12 protein-coding genes are annotated in these 16,291 nt (G+C 49.4%); 11 read left to right on the top strand and 1 reads right to left on the bottom strand.

The features are described 5' to 3' along the window. Positions 1–9 precede the first annotated feature (9 nt). Together BN3277_RS19900 and BN3277_RS19895 are read left to right on the top strand one after the other, a co-directional pair. Positions 10–1,089: a GerAB/ArcD/ProY family transporter gene (locus BN3277_RS19900; protein ID WP_059045729.1), complete on the top strand. Its 1,080-nt coding sequence runs from the start codon at positions 10–12 to the stop codon at positions 1,087–1,089. Between the two features lie 162 nt (positions 1,090–1,251). Continuing rightward, positions 1,252–2,241 (top strand): SDR family NAD(P)-dependent oxidoreductase, encoded by a 990-nt coding sequence (locus BN3277_RS19895; RefSeq protein WP_059045728.1) that lies wholly within the window; start codon positions 1,252–1,254, stop codon positions 2,239–2,241. Positions 2,242–2,350: 109 nt separating this feature from the next. On the opposite strand, the gene BN3277_RS19890 is transcribed toward BN3277_RS19895, so the two are convergent. Then, positions 2,351–3,526 carry an ROK family transcriptional regulator gene (locus BN3277_RS19890; RefSeq protein ID WP_059045726.1) on the bottom strand — a complete coding sequence of 392 codons (1,176 nt, stop codon included), beginning with the start codon at positions 3,524–3,526 and terminating at the stop codon, positions 2,351–2,353. A gap of 381 nt (positions 3,527–3,907) precedes the next feature. On the opposite strand from BN3277_RS19890, the gene BN3277_RS19885 reads away from it, so the two are divergent. The 9 genes from BN3277_RS19885 (at position 3,908) to BN3277_RS19845 (ending at position 16,257) form a co-directional block, all read left to right on the top strand. After that, a complete protein-coding gene (locus BN3277_RS19885) occupies positions 3,908–4,879 on the top strand; it encodes an ROK family protein (RefSeq protein WP_059045724.1) in 972 nt (323 codons plus the stop codon). Positions 4,880–4,971: 92 nt separating this feature from the next. Then, entirely contained in the window at positions 4,972–6,264 is a 1,293-nt protein-coding gene (locus BN3277_RS19880) for an ABC transporter substrate-binding protein (protein ID WP_059045723.1), read from the top strand. Between the two features lie 25 nt (positions 6,265–6,289). Then, positions 6,290–7,162, top strand: coding sequence for a carbohydrate ABC transporter permease (locus BN3277_RS19875; RefSeq protein ID WP_059045722.1), 873 nt, complete (start codon positions 6,290–6,292; stop codon positions 7,160–7,162). Between the two features lie 27 nt (positions 7,163–7,189). After that, on the top strand, positions 7,190–8,008 hold the full coding sequence (locus BN3277_RS19870; RefSeq protein ID WP_059045721.1) for a carbohydrate ABC transporter permease: 819 nt from the start codon (positions 7,190–7,192) through the stop codon (positions 8,006–8,008). A gap of 23 nt (positions 8,009–8,031) precedes the next feature. Further along, positions 8,032–10,494, top strand: a complete 2,463-nt coding sequence (locus tag BN3277_RS19865) for a glycoside hydrolase family 38 N-terminal domain-containing protein (protein WP_059045720.1) — start codon at positions 8,032–8,034, stop codon at positions 10,492–10,494. 20 nt (positions 10,495–10,514) lie between these two features. Further along, positions 10,515–12,260: a class I mannose-6-phosphate isomerase gene (locus BN3277_RS19860; RefSeq protein ID WP_232436476.1), complete on the top strand. Its 1,746-nt coding sequence runs from the start codon at positions 10,515–10,517 to the stop codon at positions 12,258–12,260. 363 nt (positions 12,261–12,623) lie between these two features. Next, positions 12,624–13,532: an ABC transporter permease gene (locus tag BN3277_RS19855; RefSeq protein WP_059045718.1), complete on the top strand. Its 909-nt coding sequence runs from the start codon at positions 12,624–12,626 to the stop codon at positions 13,530–13,532. A gap of 31 nt (positions 13,533–13,563) precedes the next feature. Then, on the top strand, positions 13,564–14,484 hold the full coding sequence (locus BN3277_RS19850) for a carbohydrate ABC transporter permease (protein WP_059045716.1): 921 nt from the start codon (positions 13,564–13,566) through the stop codon (positions 14,482–14,484). Between the two features lie 66 nt (positions 14,485–14,550). Further along, a complete protein-coding gene (locus BN3277_RS19845) occupies positions 14,551–16,257 on the top strand; it encodes an extracellular solute-binding protein (RefSeq protein WP_232436475.1) in 1,707 nt (568 codons plus the stop codon). The last annotated feature ends 34 nt before the right edge of the window (positions 16,258–16,291 follow it).

Raw genomic sequence — 16,291 nt, 5'->3', positions numbered from 1 at the left:
AGACGATCCGTGAAAATAAAAGGTTCACAGCTATTTTGGATGCTTGCAACGATTTATTCCGTTATGGCAATCGGTGTTGTGTTAACTCCAACGATTTCGATTGTGCACCAAGATGCATGGATATCCTTGCTGGCGTCAGGAGTAGCAGGAGTGCTTATTACGATCCTTCTGGGCAGGTTGGCACGCCTACATCCGGGTCAATCTTTGTTTCAGGTATGTCGAAAGCTTCTCGGTAAGTGGTTGGGAAGAATCATCACTTTACCCTATTTTTGCGCCTTTATCGGAATTACCTCCGTTGTGGTTCGTGCACAGGTTGATTTTATACAAAGTATACTCCTAAACGGAACGCCAACATGGGCGATCATGGTCGTATTGATTAGCATAACCTTTTATTTAACTTATGGGGGAATTGCGAACATTGGCCGATTTAGCGAAATTACGGGGCCGATCCTCTACTTCCTTACTTTTTTAAGTTTTATTTTAAATTGGAGCAATATCCGAGTAGAGAGGTTATTGCCCATATATGTTGATCACGGAGGAATTACGATATTACAAGGGATGGTTCCTTTTGCTCCATTGCTTGGGGGACAAGCGGTTATTCTGTTGGTATTGTCCTCATTTATGTCCGATCCCAAACAAGTGCCATCGTATTCTGCGGCTGCTGCTGGAATGGCGTCGCTTTTAGTTACATTAGCAATGATGATGTGTACCATGGTTTTAGGCCCTGAACTAACGATGAAACTGAATACTCCTATTTTTGTAATGATAAGAGCGATTGATATTATGGATTTCATCCAGAATTTGGATGTTTTCTTTATATTTATCGCCATATTCGGTACCGTGATCAAATTATCTTGCTTTGCTTTTGTCGCGAGTTATGAAATGTCTCAATGGTTGAAACTTAAAAACTGGAAGCGGATGGTTTGGTTTGTCATCCCTACGATTATGGTGATAGCCTTGAACTTACATGGGCCAACTTACATGAAAGTGTTCTTTCAATTATGGAACTTGTTTGTTGTCCCGATATGCGCTGTTGTTATTCCATTGTTGCTTTGGGTCGTCTATCTCTTCAAGCGAACAGAAGGATAGGAGCTTTATTTTCCTAAAGCATATGAAATAAAATAGCCTTCTTATATCATTTCCGAATACCTGATATAGTGTTCCTCAAGGCGAGCTAAGTTTACCTGATACTAGAAATCGCCGCATCTTCTTTTTTACAACCCAATTTATAACATCCTGGAGGCTGCTGATATGACAATGCCAAAGCATTTAGAGCTTCAAAAACCTATATTTTCCGGTTTCGGGCCAAGGACAACCGCACTAGATGTAATCAGTGGATTGAACCTGGAGGGAAAAAATGCGATCGTGACAGGAGGTTATTCCGGGTTAGGCTTGGAAGCCGTTAAAGCCCTTGCTTCCGCAGGAGCAACGATCATCGTGCCCACTCGTAATCTTGATAAAGCACGTGAGGCTCTCAAAGAGATTCCTAAACTGGAGCTCGAGCAGATGGATCTTATGGATCCGGTGTCCATCGATGAGTTTGCTAATCGGTTTATAGCCTCTGATCGACCATTACACATTCTGATCAATTCGGCAGGTGTTATGGCCTCTCCGCTAGTTCGCGATTCAAGGGGGTATGAATCTCAGTTGGCCACAAATCATCTAGGACATTTTCATCTTGTTTTAAAGCTATGGCCGGCACTAAAAAGGGGAGAGGGCGCAAGAGTTGTTTCGGTATCGTCGCGCGCTTTGCAACTGAGTGCTTTTGATTTTGAGGACCCCCATTTTAATACGCGCGATTATGATAAATGGATTGCTTATGCACAATCCAAGACCGCTAATGCATTGTTTGCGGTGGGACTGGATAAGAGGGGGAAAGCTCATGGTGTACGAGCATTTTCCGTCCATCCTGGAACGATTGCAGAGACGGATTTGGCCCGTTATTTAAGCGAGGATGAATTAAGAGCCATGGGCGCCCTAAATGAGCGGGGAGAACGCGCTTTCGCTGCGTATACGGATGAAATCAAAACAATGGAAGAAGGGGCAGCCACAATCGTATGGTGTGCCGCCCATCCTCAGTTGGATGGCATGGGTGGCGTCTATTGCGAGAATGGGGATATTGCAGGCATTACAGATACGCCACACACGCCAGGGGTATCCGAATGGGCTGTTAATGAGGCAGATGCGGATCGTCTCTGGACGTTAAGTGAGCAACTCATCGGCATAAAGCTTGTCCTTTAATGGGGAGTGGAATAATAAAAACGGAGTAATAAAAGATAGCCTGTATCTTGACCACTTGGCCAGGATATAGGCGATTTTTTATTCTCACGGCATGGTCAAGGCCGTCGCCTCATCCGTTCCCATTCACCCTACGGTACTCGAGGTTGTTTTCCATAACGAGGGCGGCGGTGCCGATGAAGAACGCATTTCCAGGGAATTTGGAACGGGCGACCTGGACTTTACGGCGGTTGCCTGCGGCGATGATGCGGGCATTAACCTCCTGCTCAAAATGCTGAAACAGCGGGTCTTTGGCGAACCACAGGTCGCCCCCGATAAAGATACACTCCGGGTCATATAGATTTACGATATTGATCAGGCCGCTCAGCAGATAACGATTCATCCGTTCCAACGCGGCGGAGCAGATCGCATCGCCGGCTTCGGCCTTGAGCAGCAGTTGCATCCAGTCCATATCGTGCGGTGCGCCATTCTGATGCGCCCAATGGAGGGTTGCGCGTACGCTGCTCATGGCCTCCAAGCAACCGTGCTGCCCGCAGGCGCATAACTCCCCATCCGTCTGCACAATCATATGCCCGATAATCGAGGCTAGCCCATTCGTGCCGGTATACAAGCGCTGATTGAGAATGACTCCCCCGCCGATCCCGGCCGTGACCCCCACATACACGAAGTTGTTATACTGCTTCCCGCCTCCGTAATACATCTCCGCCAGGGCGGATACCGCCATATCGTTTTCAATATAAACCGGGAGATTCCAACGCTCCTTTAACCGGGGAACGATATGGATGATGTCGATATTAAAATCCGGCGGATCGATGATAACGCCTTCCGTCATATTGATCGGGCCAATACTCGCGATCCCGATGCCCCAGACCTTCTCAATGGGGACATTTTGGAGAATCACCTCGCACATCGCCAGCAAGCCGCTTAGAAAGCTGTCCTCGGTCGTAAATTGCCCGATCGGCACCTGATTGTGAAGAACAATAGCGCCGGTCAGATTGATTACTCCAACCTGCAAATAGTCCCGCCCTACGCTGATGCCCAGGGTCAGCAAACTGTCGGGGACCACCTCCAACAAGGTCGGACGCCGGCCCGAGGTTGAAGCGCTCGTCCCGCATTCGCGTACGATGCCTTCCTCCAAAAAATCAGCAATCAGCGAAGTGATGGTCATTTTGCTCAGCTGGGTTTGTTTGCTCAGCTCGATTCTGGATATTGGGCCAGAGGTTGCGATGGTTTTGAGGATGAGAAACTTATTGGTTTCGATCATATTCTGATGATTTACGCCCCGCATTGATGCCATCTCCAATATGTAAGAATAAATGTCCCTATACAATTTGAAAGTATATTACTCGTATTATATCACAATCAAACAAGGTTCGTACCTTTGCAAAATCCCAACATTCTTTCAGTGTTTATCGCTATTAGATAACCAAATAGTAAATATAAGTTATTAAATATAGTTAGATTCCTTATATCGGGGTATTATTGCGAAAAATATTACATTACCTATTTGTATAAACGTATTGACATCTATTTGAAAGCGGTTTTATAATCCAATTAGTAAGAGATATTTACTATTTGATATTCCCGTAAGGAATCGCGGCCTCTTCGCGGTTTCGGGACAACGTGAATCAAGCGATCGGATAGGACCTGCGGGGATACGAATGGAGTGATGGATTTTGCTATGCGGATAGGGGTGGATATTGGCGGCACGAAGGTTTCATGCGCGCTGGTAGGAGAAGATAAGACCATTCTTTCAAAAGTCAGTTTTGATACAAGGGGGGGACGTCCATATTCGGAGGTACTGCGTGATGTTGCGGATTCCATTTATTCTGTTCTGGACCTAGCTGGAATCGGGCTCGAGGAAGTGGAGGCAATTGGCCTTGGCTGCCCGGGAATTTTGGATCAGCAAAAGGGGGAAGTGATCTACTCCAATAATATTGCCTGGGAGAACGTACCTCTTGTAAAAACGCTGCAGACTTATGTGCCCAAGGAAATCTATGTGGACAACGACGCCAATTGCGCTGCCTTGGGAGAGTATCTCTGCGGAGCGTCCCAAGGGACAAATTCATCGGTGACCGTTACACTGGGCACTGGCGTTGGCGGGGGGATTATCCTTGGCGGACGGATTCATAGCGGATTTAACTCGGCGGCCAATGCTGTCGGACATATGGTTGTTGTATCCAGGGGGGTGCCATGCACCTGCGGGCGGCAAGGCTGCTGGGAATCCTATGCCTCGATTACGGCGCTGATTCGAATGGCGGAGGAGATAGCAGCGCAATTTCCGGATTCCCTTCTGGCCGAGGTGAAGAGACGCTCCGGGCACTTCAACGGGAGGAACATTTTTGATACCGCCAGACAACACGATGAGGCAGCTTTAAAGCTGCTGGACAGATATTACTTTTATGTGTCAGAGGGAATCATCGACATCATTAATGTGTTTCAGCCTGAGATGATTGTCATCGGCGGTGGAATTAGCAGCGAAGGGGACTATCTGTTGCAGCCCATCCTTGCCCATGTAAATAAGGGGGTGTACTGCAAGCAGGTTCCGCTGCCGCAACTGACGATCGCTAAACTTAACAATGATGCCGGACTCCTTGGCGCAGCTTACTTGAAAGGGTATCAAGCAACGGCTGTGAAGTAAGGTCAATGACACGTTTTGTCTACAAACCCGCTAAAGTTGCACATCGTGCTGCGGGTTCAAATGTACCGACTAACAAGGGGGAGGGTAATGGTATGTCTGGCAAAAAAAATTTGTCCATCATTCTTTTCGTTATTCTGATGACAGGGATCCTTGCAGCATGTGGTGGGGGGAATTCCTCCGGTAACGGTAACACCCCAAATTCCGCTACATCGGAGAATCCACCCGCCAAGACCGGTGGAAAAGTAGAGTTTTGGCTGGATAAACTGGGGGATGCCGAAAAGGCGGCTCGCTTGTCCGAAGTGTGGCAGAAGGATTCAGGGATTGAGGTCGTGTTCACCAATTATCCGGATGTGGCGGCTTATCAGACCTCCATCCAACAAACGATCGACGACCCCGGCGCTCCGGGCTTGTTTACCTGGTGGAGCGGCCCCCAATTGGAAACACTGGCCAAGAACGGTAAGCTGGCGGATTTGTCTGCCGAATGGGACAACTACATCGCCGATGGGGTTGCTGCCGATGTCAAAGATGCTTTTACCGTGGACGGGAAAGTGTATGCGGCTCCATACAGTCTCCGCTACGCATCGGTTCTTTATAATGTGAAGGTGTTTGAGGCTGCCGGCGTGGCTGTTCCTACGACATTCGAAGAGTTTCTGGAGGCTTGCGAGAAGCTCAAAGCCAGCGGCGTCACCCCGATTGGCTTGAAGAACGATTCCTGGGCTAGCTTCATCTGGTTCCAGCAGTTGATCGCCGCCTATGATCCTCAGTTGTATTTGGATCTTTGCGACGGCACTAAACCCTACACAGACGAGGCTGTGAAGGAAGTGATGGGGATCTGGAGAGAGATGTTTGATAAAGGTTATTTTGGGGAACCGATTGTCTACAGCGACCTTCACAAGGAGTTTGCTACAGGCGTCGTCGCCATGATCTTGGAGGACAGCCCAACGGTAACCGGGTTGCAGGACGATTACGGCATGGAGCCGGAAACCCATATTGACGCCTTTGTCCTGCCCAGTATGAATGACGGGAAAGGGACGATCTTCTTCGAAGCCTCGCCGATTGTTGTTACCGAAGCCAGCGCCTCCAAAGAACAGGCTCTTGCCGCGTTGCGCAGCTTCTACAAACCCGAAACCCAATCTGTGATGGTCAACGACCTCGGTATCGCTAACGTCAGTGCGGTATCGGTGGAGAATCAGACGATTCAGAACATTTTGGAGATGACGGGGGATTCAGAACATTACCAGCTCCTGCTTCGTTTCTATGAGAATACTCCCGAAGATGTGCGAAATACAGCCCTGGATGAGCTCTCTCGCTTTATGTACAGCGGGGCAGCGATTGACGAAGTGCTGAATAACATTCAAGCCAAGGCGGACGAAGTATTCGGTTAAATTACGAAGGAGTGAGGGGGTTCTCTTGAAGAAAAGCAACTTTGCTTGGACGAACTATCTTTATCTGCTGCCGGCCGTTGTGCTGGTTGCCGTCTTCTTTGTCACATCCATTGGATATACCTTGCGCCTTAGCTTCTATGAATACGACGGATTTTCCGCCATGCGGTTTGTGGGCATCGAGAATTATCGCCATCTGTTTCAGGATGCTAACTTCAAAATTTCTCTCATGAACACCGTCATCTGGGTTGTGTTTTCCCTTGTGTTTACGCTGGCGCTGCCACTGCTGTTGGCCGTTTTGATTAAGAACAGCGCCTGGGTTGGCGGATTTAAAAATATTTTCTACTATCCCACGGCCCTGTCGAGCACCATCGGGGGCATTATCATGGTGGCCATTCTCTCGAAGTACGGCATTCCTCAGTTGTTTGGCTTGCTTGGGTTTGAGAGCTGGGTTCGCGATTGGCTGGCCATCCCATATGTCAACACCTTCATCATGATTTTGATGGGAACGTGGCAAGGTGTTGGCTTGAACACCATTTTATTCATTACGGGGTTGTCCACCATTCCCAGTTCTCCGATTGAGGCTGCCAAAATCGAAGGGGCGCGGACGACTCAGCTTTACACCAAGGTGATTTTTCCGCTTCTTCAGCCGACCACGGTGGTGGTGTTGCTGATGTCTCTGGTGAACAGCTTTAAGGTGTTTGATTCGATCTGGGTGATGACGAAAGGCGGCCCTTACCGAACTTCTGAGACCTTGGCGTTAACGATGTATCAGGAGTCCTTTATCCATGGCAAGTTTGGTGTCGGTGCGGCAGTGGCGGTAGTGCTCACCATCATGATTTTGATCGTCTCTTATTTTAATATCCGCAACACCTTCGGAGACACCGACCGGACGGCCTGAGCGAAGCGCGAAAGGAGAACCCATCCTATGAAAAAAGCAAGCCGTGGAAGAATCGTCGTAAATTCAGTGCTGATCCTTCTATCGATTTTTTGGATATTTCCGGCGGTGTTCGCCATCATCGGGATGTTCAAGAAGAAGCAGGAATACAATTTGGGGAACTTCTGGGATCTGCCCAAGGGAATAAGCCTGGCCGAAAATTTAAAAGGAATTGCCGGTACCTTTGGCATGATCAAGGGGATGGCCAACAGCTTTCTGTACGCTTCGGTCTCGGCGGGGGCAGCCGTAATCATCGCGATCTTGGCCGCCTATGCCATCTCCCATCTCAAGATCAAACGGCCGATGGTTTGGTTTCTCTTTATCTACAGCGGAACGATCTTTCCGTTTCAAATCTATTTGATTCCGGTTTACAAGGGACTGACGGTCAGCCAGCTGTACGATACCCAATTGGGGATGATTTTGTTCTATACGGCAATCTGCGTACCCTTCTGCATGTTTGTACTCCGGAATTATTTTCTAAGTATATCCAAGGAAATATGTGAATCGGCCAAAATCGATGGGTGCAACAGTCTGCAAATTTTAGGGCATATCTTTGTTCCCATGTCGACCGCCCCGCTGGCGGTGATCTTCCTTACCCAGTTCAATTGGGTATGGAACGAGTTGATGTTTGGACTGACCTTCACGAAATCCCGGGAGATTCGCCCGGTGATGGCTGCGATCACATTAATGGACAAAGCGAATGTCCCTGTGATTCTTATGGCTTGCGTGGTTGCCTCGATTCCAACGCTGCTGCTGTTTTTCTTGCTGAACAAACATTTTGAGGCTGGTTATGCTTATCAGAGCAAGTAAACCTAAATGAACGGAGTGGCTTTATGAAACTGTCGAAAAAATGGAAGGTATTCCTCGTACATCATTCTCACACGGATATTGGCTACACCGAGCGGCAGGATAAAATTATTCACTATCATAGCGATTTTATCAAACAGGCCATCGATATTCTGAGAGAGGCTGATCGCACCGGCAATCAGGCTCGCAAAGGCTTTGTGTGGCAGTGTGAAAACCACTGGCAGGTCAAAAACTTCTATGACCATGCGCCTTCGGATTATATTACGGACTTTGAAAAATATGTGAGAGCAGGACGAATTGGGCTTTCGGGCAACTATATGAATTTAACCGAACTGGTCAGTCGAGATATTCTCTACGATTGCACGATTCAAGCCAAGGTTTATGGTGAGCAAATTGGATTTCCGGTCCGCAGCGGAATGAGCGCCGATATCAACGGGTTTGCTTGGGGTTATGCCGATGTTCTGCAGGAGTGTGGCGTGGAACGCCTGTTTTCTTGCCTACATTCCCATCACGGCATGTTCCCCCTCTATAAAAAACAGACCCCCTTCTACTGGCAGGGACCGTCCGGGAAGAAGGTACTGGTGTGGAACGGGGAGCATTACCACTTTGGGAACGAGTTTTGCTTTTCGCCGCATGCGGCTTCGACTTATATGATTTTCGATGAAATTAGCAAGAAAATGAGAGGTAATCAGCTCTTTACTACCAGTCCCGAGGATACGGAGCAAGTCGAGTTAGCCATTCTCGAGGAACGGCTGGAGCGCTATCTACAGAATCTGGAGGCCGAGGGGTATCCCGGCGATTTTGTACCCTTCATGGTTTCGGGCGCGATCACGGACAATGCCCCGCCTAACGTCAAGATCGCCGAACGGGTTGACTGGCTGAACCGGAAGTATGCCGGAACACTGGAAGTTTGCATGGCTACCTTGGACCAGTTTTTTGATCATCTAGAAGCGAATTGGAAGGATATTCCAGTATATCAGGGCGATTGGAACGATTGGTGGGCGGATGGTGTGGGCTCCACACCAGCGGTTGTCAAGGTGTATCGAGAGGGGCAACGCAAGTACGATCTCTGCAAAAAGCTGGATCCGGATTCCGCTTTGGGGGATGCGGGGTTGATGCAGAAAGCGGCGGAAAATCTGATCCTCTACAGCGAGCACACCTGGGGGTATTCCTCCTCCGTATCGGAACCTTGGGAGACTCTGGTTGGAGAACTGGAACACAAAAAATCAGCCTACGCCATCAATGGGAACACGGAGGCCGCGGACAACCTGGACCGGATTTTAGCGAAAAAAGGGGAGGTAGCCATTCGGCAAGACCGGCCGCAACACTATCGAATTATCAATCCCCACGACCTTCCGCTAGAGACAACCGCTAAAGTCTATATTGAGTTTTGGGAGTATATCAATGGGTTGAACTACAGCTTGGATATTCCCATCGAAGTGGTAGATTTGGCCACCAATGAAGTGATCTCGCACCAGGTGAAGCGAATCGCCCGGGCCTACGAGATTGAGATTCCGCTGAAGCTGCAACCCAAGGAGGAACGTAACGTTGGGGTGCGCGCGACGGGTCAGTATCGGAATGGAACCTCCCAAAACCACGCCCATATTGGCGCGGAGGGGGTAGAAGATGTGCTGCAGCCTGGGGCGCCGCGCGAGGATGTGGCCTGCGTAGAGACGACGTTCTATCGGGTGGAGTTGGATCAGAAGCGGGGGATTACCTCGATTATCGATCGGAAGAGCGGGAAGAATTTGGTCCGGCAGGGCGCGGCCTACGCCCCCTTTAGCGGAATCTACGAGGTGACGGATATCCGCACCTCTCCGACGGAGGAACGTCGCCGGATGGGACGCAACCGCAAATCCCCGGCAACCAGACGGTATGAGGCTCGTCTGACCGATATCCAAATCGTAGAGAGCGGGCCGCTGTTTGTCTCGTTGCAGCTCGATTACAGCCTGGAGGGTACGCGGTTCTACATGGTGTTCCTGAAGTTGTACCGGGAGATCAATAAAATTGAAGCGATGGTGCGCGTCCACAAGGATAGCGTGTGGGACCCGGAAAACCTTTATGTGTCGCTGCCATTTACCGCGGGCGATGATGAGGTGAAGTATGTGGACAAAACCGGCTGCATCCTTCGCCCGGGCATTGATCAATTGCCCGGCAGCAATATGGAATTTTATCTGATCCAAAACGGATTGGTGATGGAAGCAGGCGAACGGCAGGTGTTGGTGGCGGTCAAAGACACGCCTTTACTGACGTTTGGCCCCCTGGAAGCGAAGCCAATCCAGCTATGCGACGGCAATAACTGGGAATTGAACCGAGGTGAAACGTTTGCTTGGGTCATGAACAACTATTGGGAGACGAACTTCAAGGTCGATTTGGGTGGTTTCTATGAATTTGCGTTTACGCTTTCCTGCCAGGATAAGCAGACCACCGAAGCGGCGATGCGCCTTTGCGAGGCTTATAACGAAGGCTTGCTCGCATTCTACATCTAAACGTTGAGGAGCACTTTGATATGAACAACATGAAATACCGCAACTACGATTTGGATCCGGTAGTGGACATTCCGGAATGGGATGAGCATGCTTTTTCGGGATGGGAAGCCGTTCGGGAAGAGCTGAGGCGGCAAATGGATCGATGCCGTGTGATTGTTTTTGATTGTTATCCAGGCACGGACAAGGAGGAAGTGGCGAAGGAGCTGGCGCTGTTATCTCCAGCGCAGATGGTGGACTGCGAAAGCTGCCTGTTGCCGTCCGAGCAGCTGGAACAGCTCCTTGCACCTAACCTTCCGCCGGATCCGGTGTTTGGCGTGATGTTTTACGGCCGCTTAGACCACTGTTTTGATCCTGCCGCTCTGGATGCGTTAAGGACAGAAATTAGTCGATCCGATGGCCCTGTATTTCTCTATGGGACCGGCGCGTCACTCGTAACGAAAGGGGATCTGCTGGTCTACCTCGATTTGCCCCGTTGGGAAATTCAACTGCGCTATCGCCGGGGCATGACGAACTGGCTAACCGACAATCCCGATGCGCCCATTCTGGAAAAGTACAAGCGCGGGTTCTTTGTTGAATGGCGCATTGCGGACCGGCACAAAGCCGAGTTGATCGGAAGCTTGGATTATTTGATGGAAACAACCAAGCCGGGACAGCCCAACCTGGTTACCGGGGACGCTTTTCGCACCGCGCTTCAAGCGTCGGCTTCGCGACCGTTCCGCCTCAAGCCTTATTTCGATCCCGGAGTATGGGGCGGGCAGTGGATGAAGGAAAACATCTTGCTCCCCGAGGGACCGCCAAACTATGCCTGGAGCTTTGACGGGGTCCCGGAAGAGAACAGCCTCCAGTTTCGTTTCGGCAAGGTCACTCTGGAGGTTCCAGCGATGGACTTGGTGCTGTTCTGCCCCCGTCCACTGTTGGGTGACCGGGTGCATGCCCGGTTTGGGGCGGAATTCCCGATTCGCTTTGATTTGCTGGATACTATGGGAGGCGGGAACTTATCGCTTCAAGTCCATCCCCTGACCGAATACATCCAGCAGACCTTTGGCATGCACTATACCCAAGATGAGAGCTACTATATCTTGGACGCTGCTGAAGACGGAGAGGCTTACGTTTATTTGGGACTCAAAGAGCAGGTGGACCGCGAACGCATGGCGAATGACTTGTACCGCGCGAAAAGCGGAGAGGCCCCTTTCCCGGCAGAGGAGTACGTCAACCAAATCCCGGTTAAAAAGCATGATCATGTGCTGATTCCTGCAGGCACCCTCCACTGTTCGGGCAAAGACACGATGGTGCTGGAGATTAGCGCGACCCCGTATATCTTTACGTTTAAGCTTTGGGATTGGGGGCGAGTGGGTTTGGATGGCCTGCCTCGTCCAACTCATCTGGAGCACGGGCTCAAGAATATCCAGTGGGATTGGGATACGTCTTGGGTAAAGGGAAATCTCATTCATCAAGAGAAGGTGCTGGAAGAATCGGAAGGCGGCAAAGTGGAACGAACCGGCCTGCATCACCGGCAGTTCATCGAGACGTTCCGCTATACCTTTTCGACGACGGTCGAGATCGACTGCAAGGACAGCGTCCAGGTATTGAACCTAGTAGAAGGAGGGCAGATTACGATATACAGCCAAACCAACGCCTTTCCTCCCTTCGACGTCCATTATGCCGAAACGGCCATTGTTCCGGCAGCCGTGGGCAACTACTCGGTCCGGCCCTCGGGAATTTCGGAAGGGGAGACGGTCATGCTGATCGTAGCGTCGGTCCGCTAAGTTCGTAATACCTGAAAGCCAAGCGGGTGTTCCAAAGGATTCTTTGGAGACACCCGCTTTTTGCTGTTATTTGGGTATTGGGTATATATGTATATATTGAACATACCCATTATGGGTTATTTTTGGGGATTTGTTAAGTTTACCGTTAATTCAAAGTTCTTCGACCTTAAAGGTTTCCTTAACCCAAAGGTTTACGGAATTTTTCTCATAGCATATTGAATATATTTGTTTATATCGAATATTTATAAACATATAAATGAAACCGCTTGCAAGTAAGGGGGGGAGAAAGTCGCTAAACTACCGGCGTATGGATTGACGATTCTCTAGAATCGATCCGACGAAGTTCTAGGAGGTGATCGCAGAATGGGATCCAATAGATTACGGAAAATCTGGTATTTCAGGCATATCTATTTGTTTTTGCTTCCCGCTATTATTTGGTTTCTGGTTTTTGCTTACTATCCGATGTACGGCATTTTAATAGCGTTTAAAGATTTCAAATACAATCTGGGCATTTTGGGGAGTCCGTGGGCAGGCTTTAGATATTTTGAACAGTTTTTACATGATTCCCGGTTTTACGAAGTGCTCCGCAACACATTGTCCATCAGCGCCCTGAAGCTTCTTTTTGGGTTTCCAGCTCCATTAATCCTGGCCTTAATGCTAAATGCGGTCATGCACGCCAAAATCAAACGAGTGTTTCAAACGATTTCCTATCTGCCGCATTTTGTGTCATGGGTTGTGGTCGTAACCTTACTTCAAAAGATCCTGTCCCCAAACGTAGGGTTGATCAATGACATTCGGTATCAAATGGGTTTGGATCCGATCTTTTTTATGGGCAAGCCGGAATTATTTTATCCTTTGGTGATCATTTCTGACATCTGGAAAGGGGTCGGTTGGGGTTCCATCATCTACTTAGCCGCGTTAACGAATATCGATCCGCACTTGTATGAAGCGGCCGAAATCGACGGGGCGGGCAGGTGGAGCAAACTGTTTAAAATTACGCTGCCCTGCCTCACGCCAACGATCGCCATCCTGCTGATCTTTTCGCTTAGCGGCATTCTGAACGCGGGCTTTGATCAAATATGGCTGATGCAAACCCCGTCTACCTTAGGTGTTTCGGAGATATTGGATACCTATGTGCTAAAAACAGGGCTCCAGCAAGGGCAACTCGCCTATTCCACAGCTATCGGGTTATTTAAATCCGCGATTTCGTTGCTGCTTATTGTGGCTGTCAATCATATTTCAAGGCGTGTAAGCGAAGTATCGCTATGGTAAGAAGCCAGCGACGCTTGAGGAGGTGTTACGCATGGGGGCGAAAAGGCTGACGTCGGCGGACCGTTTGTATATGGGGTTTAACTACTTGGTGTTGTTTATTTTCTGCGCCACGGCGCTGTACCCATTTGTTTATTTCCTGGCCCTGTCGTTTAATGACGGCTACGATGCGATGAAGGGCGGAATCTATTTTTTTCCTAGAGTGTTTACTTTGGAGAACTATGCCAAGGCATTTACCCACCCGCTCATCTTAAATTCGTTTTATGTTTCGGTTGTACGAACCTTAGTCGTCACGATCGGGTCCGTATTTTTGACGGCGTTATTGGCCTATGCGCTGTCGCGGAAAGGCTTGCCCGGAAGAAGGTATATCGTGTTCTTCTTTTTCTTCACCACGTTGTTCAGCGGCGGCCTGATCCCGACCTTTATTCTGTTCCGGCAACTCCACATTCTGAATACGTTTTGGGTGCTGGTATTGCCCTCTCTGTATAGCTTTTTTAATGCGATTATCATGAAAACATTCTTCGATGGGATTCCGGAAGCATTATCGGAGTCGGCCCGCATCGATGGAGCCAGCGAGTTGTCGGTATTTGCCCGAATCATCCTGCCTCTTTCCCTACCGGTGCTGGCTACCATTGCCTTGTTTGTTGGGGTGGGCGTATGGAATGACTGGTTCACCGGTCAGTTCTTTATCCAGAATGAGAAGCTGCAGCCGGCCGCGACGTTCCTGAACAAAATGATCAGTGAAGCGTCCTTCCAGTCGATGACGTCGTCGTCGGGGAACAGCGGCTCCGCGATTCAGAACATGACCGAAGCGCAGATGGAGTTGCGCGGCGTCACTCCGGAAGCTTTGCGGATGACCTTTGTCATTATTATTACAACACCGATCATCTGCGTGTATCCGTTCCTGCAGAAGTATTTTGTGAAAGGCGTATTGGTGGGTTCCCTGAAAGAGTAGTTGTGATTTCGATATAAGAGGCCAAGCCTTTTATATAAAAAATGCCTAACGAGAGGGGAGTGTCGTATGAAGAAAAAAGGGTTGAGGGGTGTCTTAAGTATCACGCTGATCGGATTCTTGCTATTTGGACTCACAGCATGCATGGGATCCGGTGGGAAGGAGGAAGCCGGAACGGGCAACACAGGCGCAAATGAGCCAGGTACCGTGAAGGATTCGGGTACGGAAGAAATCAAGCCGGTCACTTTATCTTTCCTCAATACTTGGAACGGGGGTGGCGCCGGTTTCCCGCAGGATCAGGAGAACAACCCCGTTGCCAAACAAATCCGGGATAAAACCGGGGTCACCTTAAAAATGGAATCCATCACGACCAGCGAAGTTGAAAAACTGAATACCATCTTTGCTTCCGGTACGGTTCCGGATATCGTCAACGCCCCTTTCTGGTCGACTACGGGAGGGGAAGGGCAAGTCATCAAGAAGGCCGCGATGGAAGGACAGATTTTGGATCTCACCCCTTATCTCGATAAGTATCCGAATGTAAAAAGACTGGTGACGACTGGGATCGCCAAGGATTTTAACGAGTTTGATCTCAATGGTCCGGATTTCGAAGGAAAGACCTATCTCATTCCTACGGAAACCCCGGATGGAAACCCCGAGAGCATTCATAACTGGAATTATGGCCTTTTTGCCCGCGGCGATATTCTGAAGGCGTTAAATGTAAAAGCCGAGGATATCGATACGCAAGAGGAACTGTATGATTTGTTGGTTAAGATCAGAGACGGCGGCTTCAAGGATATCGCCGGCAAGCCGGTGATCCCGGCAGGAACGATGTGGAATGGTTGGGATTATGGTCAATTCCTTGCCGGTTGGTCGGATTATAATATCTCGGACTACCGCGAGGAAGGCGGTAAGCTCATCCACTGGACGCAATCCAAGGACTATGAGGACCGACTGTTATACATGAGAAAGCTATTAACGGAAGGGTTGTTTGACCTCGAAGCGTTCAGTAATACGAGCACAACCGCCAATGAAAAGCTGACGACAGGCAAGCTTGCCATCTTCGGAGCTCAACCGATGTTGGCTGAGTTATCGAAAACGCTGTATAAAACCAATCCGGAAATGCAATATGAGCTGCTTGGACCGATGAAGAATAAGCGCGGAGAAATTCGGACGCAAGTGGAAAAACCCGGCCGCTCCGGTTTCCCTGTTCTTTTCTTAAGCGCGAACATCAAAGATCCCGATGCAGCATTACGGTACATTGATTATGTCAACAGCGAGGAAGGCCGTTTGCTTGCGTATTTCGGGATTGAAGGCACGCACTACACGTTGGAGAACGGGATTCCGCAATGGATTCCGGACGTGAAGAAGCAATTTGACGAAAACCCGGATCTGAAACGGGACGCGGGACTTAATTTCCTTCCGGGACGATTCATCGGTGCCTTCTCCGATTCTGTCACTTGGCCTACACCGGAGGATCAAAAAACGCAATGGCAGAAGTTGGAGGAAAGCTTCTCGGTCAAAATGCCGATCAAAATCATCGACAAAGTCAGCGCCAGCTACCTGGCGAGAGAGTGGCCTAAGTATCAGGAGTATATCGATAAAACGAGCAGCTTGAACTTCGATGATGAGTTCAAAAAGGCGCTTTTCGCAGGGTCCGATGAAGAAGCCTTAAAGATGCTTCATGAGGTGCAAGAGAAATTTAGAGCTGCCGGTGCAGAAGAAATGGCGGAGTTTGTGGCTCAAAAAGCGGCGGAACGAGATGATGTCGGATTCTAACCCGGCTCATCCTCAAGACGAAGGAGGGAACATG

Origin of the sequence: Paenibacillus rubinfantis (assembly GCF_001486505.1) — a bacterium.
Lineage (GTDB): Bacteria > Bacillota > Bacilli > Paenibacillales > Paenibacillaceae > Fontibacillus > Fontibacillus rubinfantis.
Note: the sequence above shows the minus strand (reverse complement) of the source record. Positions and strands in the feature narration are given on the sequence as shown.